A 7,818-nucleotide genomic window follows, 5' to 3' on the forward strand; every position below is an offset into this window, starting at 1 on the left:
CTTTTGCAGTAAAAGCCGCGAAAGCGATGGGAGAACTGATGCGGGCATAAAGGCCCCCTGGCCATGGCCCTCATCCTGATCGAAGTCGAAGAATGAGCCAAAAAGAGTAAGCCTGCAGCTGCCCATCCTTCGGCTTCGATCAGGATGGGTTCCTAATTATTGCCGCGACAAAGTCCTAAAGCGGAATGTTATCATGCTTTTTCCAGGGATTGCTGAGCTTTTTGTTCTTCAGGGTGCGGAGCGCTTTTGAAATTCGGCGGCGGGTGTTGTGGGGCATGATGATGTCGTCGATATAGCCCTTCTTCGCGGCCACGTAGGGGTTGGCGAAGTTCTGCTCGTATTCCCTGGTGCGGGCCGCGAGTTTTTCCGGGTCGCCAGCTTCTTTTCTGAAAATAATCTCGACGGCGCCCTTGGCGCCCATCACGGCGATCTCGGCAGTCGGCCAGGCATAGTTCACGTCGCCGCGCAGGTGTTTCGAACTCATCACGTCATACGCGCCGCCATAGGCCTTCCGTGTAATGACGGTCACTTTAGGCACGGTGGCTTCGGCATAGGCGAAGAGCAGCTTGGCGCCGTGCTTGATGAGGCCGCCATATTCCTGCTTGGTACCTGGCATGAAGCCCGGCACGTCCACGAAGGTGACGAGCGGGATATTGAAACAGTCGCAGAAGCGCACGAAACGCGCGGCCTTGCGGCTCGCATCGATGTCGAGCACGCCGGCCAGGGTCATCGGCTGGTTGGCAACCACGCCGACCGTAGAGCCTTCGATGCGGCCAAAGCCGCAGATGATGTTGCCGCCGAATTGCGGGCTGATTTCGAAGAAGTCGCCCTCATCGAGCACCTTGGTGATCAGCTCCTTCATGTCATAAGGGGTGTTCGGGTTCGGCGGGATCAGCGTGTCGAGGCTCATCTCCTGACGGTCGAACACGTCATGCACGGGTCGCAGGGGCGGCTGCTCGCGGTTGGAGGCGGGCAGGAAATCGATCAGGCGGCGCATCTGCGTCAGCGCCTCGATGTCGTTCTCAAAGGCGCCGTCGACCACGCCGGATTTCCTGGCATGCACCGAGGCGCCGCCGAGGGTCTCGTGGGTCACTTCCTCGTTGGTAACCGTCTTCACCACGTCCGGGCCGGTCACGTACATGTAGGACGTATCCTTCACCATGAAGATGAAGTCGGTCATTGCGGGCGAGTAGACATCGCCGCCGGCGCAGGGGCCCATGATGACGGAGATCTGCGGGATGACACCGGAGGAGAGCACGTTCTCCATGAAAATGTCCGCATACCCCGCAAGGCTGTCTACGCCTTCCTGGATGCGGGCGCCGCCGGCATCGAACAGGCCGATCACCGGGGCGCCATTTTGCACAGCCATCTTCTGGACCTTCACGATCTTCGCGGCGTGGGCGAGGCTGAGCGAGCCTCCAAATACGGTGAAATCCTTCGAGAAGACATAGACGAGGCGGCCATTGATGGTGCCCTGCCCGGTCACGACGCCGTCGCCGGGGATCTTCTGGTTCTGCATGTCGAAGTCCGAGCAGCGGTGCTCGACGAACATGTCGTATTCTTCGAAGCTGCCTTCATCGAGGAGGACGGCGACGCGCTCGCGCGCGGTCAGCTTGCCCTTGGCGTGCTGGCTGTCGATACGGATCTTGCCGCCGCCCAGCCGCGCCCGCTCGCGCCTGGCTTCCAGTGCCTCGATCACGTCCTTCATGCCCGGCGCTCCTTCGGAATCTCGTGTGAAATCTGCCGGGGAGACTGATTACCCGCTCGCACGGGGATGGCAAGCTGGGAGGGCGTGACAGATGACCCTGCCGCCGCGCAAACAAGCGCCCCGGATGTGCAGTGCGGGGCGCGGTTGGCGTTGGAGGGTTGACGCCGGGTTACCAGCGGCCGCGGGGCGGTTTGCCTTTCGCCGGGCGCGGGAGGCCGTCGATGCCTGTGACGCGGCCCTGGCGAACCTCACAGGTGACCCAGGTTTCGACATCGCGGCGGCGACCTTCGAACTCGACGTCATCAAAGCGGACGACAAAGCCCTGACGGGAGACCTGGCGGGTGCGGTGGTCGTTGTCGATGTCCACGCCGCGGTAGCCAAGCTGGCGGGCTTCGTAGCGGACGGCCCGGGCACAGGCCCGCGCGGCCTCGCGGTGCAGGGCGCGGGCTTCGCGCTCGGTCTGGCCCCAGTGGTTCAGGCCGCGGCGCCAGTCGTGCGAATCGCGGCGGTGGCTGTCATAGCCGGACGAGCCAATGGCCAGGGTCAGCGCCGTGCTGTCGCTGATACGCGTTTCGAATCTGGCAACGCTGCGTGTGTCAGCGGCGGCCGGGAGGGTGAGGAGTGCCGGCGCGGCAAGCGCAACGACGGCGGCTCCAAGGGTTCTGATGGATTGCATCATGGAAACAGCAATAATCGCTCCTGGCAAAACGGGGACTGAAGCGGGCGTTCATTCCCGGTTTCGCCAGCGTTCATTCCGTGCTGCTCCGCAATTTGTGAGCGCTTGCTTGCATTGCCACATTTCTGCCTTAGTTAAATGTGAGTGAGTGATTGCTTGCAATATTGGAGACCGGACAATGACCGCCCGCCTGATGACCCCCTTCTGCTTTGCCTCGCTGCTCGCCGCCGCGCTGATCGCCGAAGGCGCGCTGGCTCCTCATATCCCCGCAGGAACAGTGCGCGCGGCGCCCGCCGCCGATGAACCCGCGACCTATGTCGACCTCTACCAGCTTGAGATGCTGCGCGAGGACAACGAGGCATGATTTAACCCTGCGCCCCTGCGGAACTTTCATGTGTGTAATCCGTTGAGCACTTAACCAGGCGGCACATGATGGGCATGGAGCAGGCCGGGGCGCATGTTTACCCTTCGTTAGGCAGGCCAGGTGCATCCGTGCGCACGTATTGGGCAACGTGATTAACCCTGGAAAGACGCGGACGCCGAAGGCGATGCAAACCCTGAAATTCGAGATGGCAATTGCCGGCGCGGCGCTGTTTGCGCTGGGCGCGTTTGTGGCCACACGGCCGACCAGCGCTGAGGCAGCGGGCGGGGAGCCCCTGCCCTTGCGGGCCTTCACACAAGCTGACTTTGCCGCCTTCGACCGGGGCTTCGTCTTGGGTGAGAACCCCTGCACCGTAGGCTTGGAGCGTTACAAGATGTGCTTCTCGCCCGCGCCGATTGAACCGCGGCTGGAACGCGGCATGCAGGTTCCCGAGGACGTGCCGCTGGTGGCAGCGGAGTTCCGCATCATCGTGGTGACTGACCTCAAGGCGCCAGACCTCCAGACGGTGCGCTTTGGCCAGACGCTGGCCCTGGTCGACCCACAAACCCGCATCCTCGTTGACCTGCTGGCGCTGTCAGCCAGCGCAAGCTGAGGCTTGGCGCGGCCCGTGCTCCGGCGTAAGCGGGGCGGATGACCGATGCCCGACCCAAACGTTTCTACAAGGTGGCCGCTGCCGAGCGGCTGGGCGATGGCTGGACCGTCGCGCTGGACGGACGCACCATCAAGACGCCTGAACGCGCCGCAATGGCTTTGCCCACGCGCGGGCTCGCCGAAGCGATTGCCGCCGAATGGGACGCGCAGGGCGCGCAGATCGACCTTCTGAACCTGCACCTGACACGGCTGACGAATGTCGCCATCGACCGCACGCCCGAGGTCCGCGACGCGATGGCCGACGAGGTAGCGCGCTTCTGCGAGACCGACCTGATCTGCCATGTCGCGGAAGAACCGGAAGACCTCGTTGCGCTGGAGGAAGGCCATTGGGCGCCCGTGCGCGACTGGGCCGGCGATGTGCTGGGTGTGATCCTTGTGACCACCGAAGGCGTTCGCGCGGCGCCGCAGCCAGATGCCTCGCTGGAGGCGGCGCGGGACTATGCGCTGAGCCTCGACAATTTTCGGCTGACCGGGCTGGTCTTTGCGTGCGCGCTGTATGGCTCGGCGCTGCTGGCGATGGGGGTATGCGAGGGCGCGCTGGCGGCGGAGGAGGCGTTCGAGATGTCGGTGCTTGACCAGACCTGGCAGGCCGCACGCTGGGGCGAAGATGAAGGGTCGGCGGCCGCAATCGAGGCGAAGCGCGAGGAAGCGCGCGCACTCGGGCGCTGGTTCCGCGGGCTTGCAGGGTAGTGTCTTGATGCTGCGATAGTGTCGGCGGGGTACGCGGAGGGGTTATCCTGGCAAAAAGACCAGAGGCAGACGGGAGGAGTTTGCCATGGCGGGGGATATGCGGTTCGTTCTGGAAGTGCCGGGACAGGCGGGCCAGCCGGTCTCCCCGCAGCGCACGGCCTCGGCGAAGACGCGCGACTGGCCAGCAGGCACGGTGATCATCTCCGCCGACAGCCACATGCTCGAAACCGATTGCTGGATCGACTGTTTTTCCCGCGCACCTGCCCGCGCACCTGCCCGCGCACCTGCCCGCGCACCTGAAGGACAAGGCGCCGAGGATGGAATTCAGCGACGGCGGCTGGCACTTCACTATCGGCGGCAAACCGATGATGCGCCCGCATGACATTGTAGCGCTGTGCGAAGCGATGGAATGCCATCCGGGGCTGACGGGCATCGAGGCGCGACTGAAAGATCTGGATACGGAAGGTGTCGACAAGGAGCTGATCTTTCCGCAGCGCCTGTTCGAGCTCTATATAATGACCGACATGGAAATGCGCGCGGAGATTTTTGGCGCGTCTAACGGTTCGATTGCCGAGCCGTGCGCGAAGGGCCAGGGGCGTCTGTTTGCAGTGATGGCGCCAAACTACTGGAACATGAGCGAGGCGGGCGCCTCGGTGCAGCGCTGCAAGGAGCTGGGCGCGCGGTGCCTGATGGTGGCGATCAATCCGCACAAGGACCTCGACGGCAAGCAGGTCCTCTGCAATGACCCGAAGATGGACGCGCTGCGGGAAGCGATTGCCGATAGCGGGATTGTGCTCTGCTTCCGCATTGGCGAGAATATTCCGACCGCGGCGCCGGGCGCGACGGGCACGTTCGTCCTGACACAGATGGGCGGCTTCCGGCAGAACTGGGGGATGCTGAACTTTGCCGGTGTTTTCGACCGGTTCCCGGGGCTGAAGGTGGTGTTCGTAGAGGCGGGCATCTGCTGGACGGCAAGCATGATCCATGATGCCGACATGATCTATACACACTTCCCGGCGCAGGTTCAGCCGAAGCTGAAACATCCGCCGAGCTGGTACTGGCACAACCACTGCTACGCGACGTTCATGACTGCCCCTGCGGGCCGAGAGCTGCTGCACCGGATCGGCGCAGGCCGCGTGACGTGGTCGTCGGACTATCCGCATCAGGAGAGCACGTTCGGCTATACGCGCGGCGCGATTCAGGCGGTGTTCGGTGCAACCAGCGCGGAGAATGCGCAGATGGTTCCGGGGAAGACGGCGCAGACGCTGTTCCGGATGTACTAGGCCGGGGCGAAGGCGAGCAGGCTGTCCGCCAATGTGCGGAACTCATGATGCACCTCGTCGGCTCCGGCTTCCTCCAGTTCTTCTGCACGGCCAAAACCCCAGCTGACGCCGAGGCAGCGCACGCCAGCGGCGCGGCCCATGGCAATGTCGTGGATGGCATCGCCGATCATCAGCGACTGGCCCGGGGCGCAGCCGAGGGCGCGCATCGCCTGTTCGACCATGAAGGGATGCGGCTTGCCGGGGCCGTCATCGGCGCACCAGACGGTGTCGAAATAGGACTTGATGGCGTGCTTGGCGAAGAGGCCGTCGAGTCCCCGGTGCGTCTTGCCGGTGGCGATGGCGAGGCGCCAGCCGTCCTGCTTCAGCCAGTCAAGCACTTCGAGGGCGCCATCATACATGGGCTCGTGATGGCCGGGCGCGGCGCGCTGGACGGTGAAGGCATTGCGGTAATGATCGACGAGGATTTCGAGACGCGCCGGGTCAATATCCGGGGGTGCAAGGATCGCCAGCGCTTCGACGAGGCTGATGCCGATGACGCGGCGGGTGGCGTCATAGTCCGGGGGCGCAAGACCGGTCTGGCGGAAGGCGGCCTCCATGCAGGACTGGATGACCGCGCGGGAATCGACAAGCGTGCCGTCAACATCCCAGATGGCAAGGCGCGGCTTCGCCATCAGTTGAAAGGCGCCAGCGGGTCTTTCCCCGCTTCCTGTTCGAGGAAGCCGAGGGTGGCGAAAGTCTCAATCATGTGCGGCGGCAGCGGCGCGACAATTACGGTGGGCTTGCCGCGTTCACGCGGGATAACAAGCGCACGGGCGTGCAGGTGCATGCCGCCGGCAAGTCCTTGCGGGATCTCGCGCCGGGACTGGTACTTGTAGTCGCCGAGTATCGACGTGTTCATTTCCAGCATGTGGAAGCGTAGCTGGTGCATCCGGCCGGTTTCGGGGCGGAGCGCAACCCAGGCCGCCTTGCCGCCCGCCTGCGAGATGACCGTATAGTCGGTGATGGCATGGCGAGCGCCTTCGACGCCCTGCGCCGAGCGGATCATCCGTTCACGGTCCACATCCCGCCGCTTCGATGTGGATTTCGGATCATAGGGACGGTAGCCCGAGGGTTCGTCCGCATCCGGAATACCCTTGATCATCCAGCAGCGGATCTGGCCCATCGGCGGATTGGGCACACCGACCGTGATGGCCCAGTAGACCTTGTCCATCTCGCGGCCCTTGAACATGTCGGCCAGCTGGTGAGCAGCGCGCGGATGCTTGGCAATGAGCAGGACGCCGGAGGTTTCCTTGTCCAGGCGGTGGACGAGGACGGGGCGGTGCTCCTCGTCGGCATAGACGCCCATCAGCAGGCCGTCGATATGACGCCCCTGCCCTGAGCCGCCCTGCACGGCGATGCCGGCGGGCTTGTTCAGGGCCATCATGTCGTCATCCTCGTAGATGATGATCGAGTCCAGAAAGGCTTTATCGTCGGCGCTGGCGCGCGCGGTATGGTGAGCCTTGGGGGCCATGGTCTCTGTGCTGAAGATCGGCAGGCGGACTTCATGGCCGGCTTCAAGGCGGGTGTTCGCCTTGGCGCGGGCGCCGTTGACGCGGATCTGGCCGGTGCGCAGCATCTTCTCGATCTGGCCCTGGGTCAGCTGCACGCGGCGCTTGATCCAGCGATCAAGGCGCGCGCCGGCTTCCTGGTAGGAAACGGTTTCGGTGATTATCTGGCCGCTCATGCGAAGGCCCGCCTTGCAAGCCAGAGGCCGAAGGCCAGCGCGGCAACGCTGAGGATGACCGACAGGGCAGCATAGGCAAACGCTTTGCCGGCCTCCCCGCCGCGGAGCATATTCAGGGTTTCCAGCGAGAATGCCGAAAAGGTGGTGAAACCGCCGAGCACACCGGTGGCGAGGAAAAGGCGCAGGTCATGGCCGCCTTTGGCCGCCTTGTAGGCGAACCAGCCGGCGACGAGCCCCATCGCGAGGCCGCCGATAAGGTTCACCGAAAAGGTGGCCCAGGGCCAGTTGGCCGGGAAATGGCGCACGCTCAGGAGACCGGCGCCGTGGCGCAGGGATGCGCCGATGGCCCCGCCTGCGGCGACGAGAAGAAAGCTGTTCATGGCGGGCCGTTTACACGGGGCAAAGGGATGGCGCCAGTGCGGAATGGCGGGACTTGTGCAAGCACGCGTTCCGGCTCAAATACGCGGTGCACGCGGGTGTAGCTCAATGGTAGAGCAGCAGCTTCCCAAGCTGACGACGGGGGTTCGATTCCCCTCACCCGCTCCAGGTTCCGGTGGTCCGGTCGCTGCTGGCATCGTCGGCGCAGACAATCGCGCGGGAGGACACGAGCAGTTCGATGACCGCCACCGCGGCGCCGAAGAACTTCGCGCGAACAGCCGCTGCATTGAACATCGCCGCGATCAACGGCAATTCTGTCACGGAAAT

General features: G+C 64.1%; 10 protein-coding genes and 1 tRNA gene. 6 read left to right on the forward strand and 5 right to left on the reverse strand.

What is annotated here, in order from left to right:
• Positions 1-175 precede the first annotated feature (175 nt).
• Both WEA77_RS02105 and WEA77_RS02110 read right to left on the reverse strand, forming a co-directional pair.
• Positions 176-1,708, reverse strand: coding sequence for an acyl-CoA carboxylase subunit beta (locus WEA77_RS02105; RefSeq protein WP_368066219.1), 1,533 nt, complete (start codon positions 1,706-1,708; stop codon positions 176-178).
• A gap of 169 nt (positions 1,709-1,877) precedes the next feature.
• Positions 1,878-2,387 carry a hypothetical protein gene (locus tag WEA77_RS02110; RefSeq protein WP_368066220.1) on the reverse strand — a complete coding sequence of 170 codons (510 nt, stop codon included), beginning with the start codon at positions 2,385-2,387 and terminating at the stop codon, positions 1,878-1,880.
• 175 nt (positions 2,388-2,562) lie between these two features.
• Between WEA77_RS02110 and WEA77_RS02115 the strand changes: the two genes are divergently transcribed.
• The 5 genes from WEA77_RS02115 to WEA77_RS02135 all read left to right on the forward strand — a co-directional run bounded on the left by WEA77_RS02115 (position 2,563) and on the right by WEA77_RS02135 (position 5,390).
• On the forward strand, positions 2,563-2,748 hold the full coding sequence (locus WEA77_RS02115; protein WP_368066221.1) for a hypothetical protein: 186 nt from the start codon (positions 2,563-2,565) through the stop codon (positions 2,746-2,748).
• Positions 2,749-2,932: 184 nt separating this feature from the next.
• Entirely contained in the window at positions 2,933-3,358 is a 426-nt protein-coding gene (locus WEA77_RS02120; RefSeq protein WP_368066222.1) for a hypothetical protein, read from the forward strand.
• A 38-nt stretch (positions 3,359-3,396) separates the two neighbouring features.
• On the forward strand, positions 3,397-4,107 hold the full coding sequence (locus WEA77_RS02125; RefSeq protein WP_368066223.1) for an ATP12 family chaperone protein: 711 nt from the start codon (positions 3,397-3,399) through the stop codon (positions 4,105-4,107).
• An 85-nt stretch (positions 4,108-4,192) separates the two neighbouring features.
• On the forward strand, positions 4,193-4,489 hold the full coding sequence (locus WEA77_RS02130) for a hypothetical protein (protein ID WP_368066224.1): 297 nt from the start codon (positions 4,193-4,195) through the stop codon (positions 4,487-4,489).
• Complete coding sequence (locus WEA77_RS02135; protein ID WP_368066225.1) at positions 4,425-5,390, forward strand: amidohydrolase family protein; 966 nt, start codon at positions 4,425-4,427, stop codon at positions 5,388-5,390. Before WEA77_RS02130 ends, WEA77_RS02135 begins: the two co-directional genes overlap by 65 nt.
• Here the strand turns inward: WEA77_RS02135 and WEA77_RS02140 are convergent.
• From WEA77_RS02140 to crcB, 3 genes are read right to left on the reverse strand one after another with little or no spacing between them, the layout of a single operon-like run.
• Positions 5,387-6,061: an HAD-IA family hydrolase gene (locus tag WEA77_RS02140; RefSeq protein WP_368066226.1), complete on the reverse strand. Its 675-nt coding sequence runs from the start codon at positions 6,059-6,061 to the stop codon at positions 5,387-5,389. The two genes, WEA77_RS02135 and WEA77_RS02140, sit on opposite strands and share 4 nt — an antisense overlap.
• Positions 6,061-7,113, reverse strand: a complete 1,053-nt coding sequence (locus WEA77_RS02145; RefSeq protein WP_368066227.1) for an RluA family pseudouridine synthase — start codon at positions 7,111-7,113, stop codon at positions 6,061-6,063. Before WEA77_RS02145 ends, WEA77_RS02140 begins: the two co-directional genes overlap by 1 nt.
• The gene (gene crcB, locus WEA77_RS02150; protein ID WP_368066228.1) at positions 7,110-7,493 is read right to left on the reverse strand and encodes a fluoride efflux transporter CrcB; all 384 of its coding nucleotides are present in this window, start codon (positions 7,491-7,493) and stop codon (positions 7,110-7,112) included. Before crcB ends, WEA77_RS02145 begins: the two co-directional genes overlap by 4 nt.
• A gap of 92 nt (positions 7,494-7,585) precedes the next feature.
• On the opposite strand from crcB, the gene WEA77_RS02155 reads away from it, so the two are divergent.
• Positions 7,586-7,659: transfer RNA gene (locus tag WEA77_RS02155), tRNA-Gly, on the forward strand.
• The last annotated feature ends 159 nt before the right edge of the window (positions 7,660-7,818 follow it).

The sequence above is a fragment of the Hyphomonas sp. genome, from assembly GCF_040882205.1.
Lineage (GTDB): Bacteria > Pseudomonadota > Alphaproteobacteria > Caulobacterales > Hyphomonadaceae > Hyphomonas.

What these genes read in the sequence shown, in the direction of transcription:
- WEA77_RS02145 (WP_368066227.1), bottom strand. Translation starts at nt 7,113, where the DNA reads ATGAGCGGCCAGATAATCACCGAAACCGTTTCCTACCAGGAAGCCGGC.
- WEA77_RS02110 (WP_368066220.1), bottom strand. Translation starts at nt 2,387, where the DNA reads ATGATGCAATCCATCAGAACCCTTGGAGCCGCCGTCGTTGCGCTTGCC.
- WEA77_RS02135 (WP_368066225.1), top strand. Translation starts at nt 4,425, where the DNA reads ATGGAATTCAGCGACGGCGGCTGGCACTTCACTATCGGCGGCAAACCG.
- WEA77_RS02130 (WP_368066224.1), top strand. Translation starts at nt 4,193, where the DNA reads ATGGCGGGGGATATGCGGTTCGTTCTGGAAGTGCCGGGACAGGCGGGC.
- crcB (WP_368066228.1), bottom strand. Translation starts at nt 7,493, where the DNA reads ATGAACAGCTTTCTTCTCGTCGCCGCAGGCGGGGCCATCGGCGCATCC.
- WEA77_RS02140 (WP_368066226.1), bottom strand. Translation starts at nt 6,061, where the DNA reads ATGGCGAAGCCGCGCCTTGCCATCTGGGATGTTGACGGCACGCTTGTC.
- WEA77_RS02120 (WP_368066222.1), top strand. Translation starts at nt 2,933, where the DNA reads ATGCAAACCCTGAAATTCGAGATGGCAATTGCCGGCGCGGCGCTGTTT.
- WEA77_RS02125 (WP_368066223.1), top strand. Translation starts at nt 3,397, where the DNA reads ATGACCGATGCCCGACCCAAACGTTTCTACAAGGTGGCCGCTGCCGAG.
- WEA77_RS02115 (WP_368066221.1), top strand. Translation starts at nt 2,563, where the DNA reads ATGACCGCCCGCCTGATGACCCCCTTCTGCTTTGCCTCGCTGCTCGCC.
- WEA77_RS02105 (WP_368066219.1), bottom strand. Translation starts at nt 1,708, where the DNA reads ATGAAGGACGTGATCGAGGCACTGGAAGCCAGGCGCGAGCGGGCGCGG.